General features: G+C 77.1%; 1 protein-coding gene and 2 pseudogenes. 2 read left to right on the top strand and 1 reads right to left on the bottom strand.

Annotation, left to right across the window (positions count from 1 at the left end):
- A pseudogene (locus PROKR_RS35035) lies at positions 1-202 on the top strand (hypothetical protein); the annotation flags it as partial.
- Positions 203-278: 76 nt separating this feature from the next.
- Positions 279-515, top strand: coding sequence for a hypothetical protein (locus PROKR_RS14595; RefSeq protein ID WP_051433007.1), 237 nt, complete (start codon positions 279-281; stop codon positions 513-515).
- A gap of 12 nt (positions 516-527) precedes the next feature.
- On the opposite strand, the pseudogene PROKR_RS14590 reads toward PROKR_RS14595, so the two are convergent.
- Positions 528-1,027: pseudogene (locus tag PROKR_RS14590) on the bottom strand (sacsin N-terminal ATP-binding-like domain-containing protein); the annotation flags it as partial.

The following is a 1,027-nucleotide window of genomic DNA, read 5'->3' as shown; positions in this document are numbered from 1 at the left end:
GGGCGCCGTAGCCGGGTCGGACGACGCCGCCCGGCTCAACGCCCTCCTGCCCGCCGCCGTAGCCGAGCGGCCGCGGCACGCGGGCCGCGAGCACGACGACGTCGTGCTCGACCCCTACGGGCACTCGGCCGCCACCTACCGGCGCTCGTACGACCAGCTGGTCGACGCCCTCACCCCGGTCCTGGAGGTGCTGCGTGCGTGACGCCGCGGCGCGGAATTCACCCCCGCGGAGTCGGGGTACGCCGGGCCCCGCGAGCCCTTGTCCGTACACTGGCAAGGTGCCAACGATCCGCTCCCTGCTGGCCCACCCCGAGGAGCGACGCCCCAGCCCGCCGGCCCCGCACGCCGATCTCTACCGCGTGTTCGGCGCGGGAATCGGGCTGTTCGCGCTCGGGCTCGTGGTCGGGGTCGTGCTGCTCCTGACCGGCCGCGGCACCGTCGAGGGCGTCGCCATCTGCGGCACGGGCGTGGTGCTCGGCGGCCTGGGCCTCGTCTGGGCCCGCCGCCACCGGTAGCGCTCCCGGCGCTCAGTCCCGACCGATGTCCCAGGCCCGCTCGGCACTCAGTGCCTCGGCCCGGTCCGGGTCCCGCAGCGCCGCCTCCAGCAGCAGGGCGTCCGCCCCGGTCAGCTCGGCCAGCGCCCGCGCGAGGCCCGCGGACGAGACGGCGTGCGGCACCTGTCCGGCCGACGTCGCGGACACCCACCACGCCACGGGCCGGCCCTCAACGGTGAGGATGTCGTGGCTGCGCCACGTGTCCGGGGCGTCGGGTACGACGGCACGGACCCGGGCGTCCAGCTCGACCAGCTCACCGGGTTCGTCCGGGGCGAGGTCGGTCGCGTCCTCCAGCGGGAGGTCGAGCAGCTCGGCCAGGGCCTCGGCGACGTCGGGCGACGCGGGGACCACCGGACCGAGCTGGGCCCACCGGAGTGACGCGGCCACCGCGAGGTCGTCCGTGCTCTCCACGGTGACGCCGTCGGGACCGAGCGCGGGCAGCCGGCCGGGCGCGATGCCGGGCGCGTCCGCCC

Origin of the sequence: Promicromonospora kroppenstedtii DSM 19349, assembly GCF_000515355.1 — a bacterium.
Lineage (GTDB): Bacteria > Actinomycetota > Actinomycetes > Actinomycetales > Cellulomonadaceae > Promicromonospora > Promicromonospora kroppenstedtii.
The sequence above is the reverse complement of the archived record's forward strand: the minus strand, read 5'-3'. Positions and strand labels throughout refer to the sequence as shown.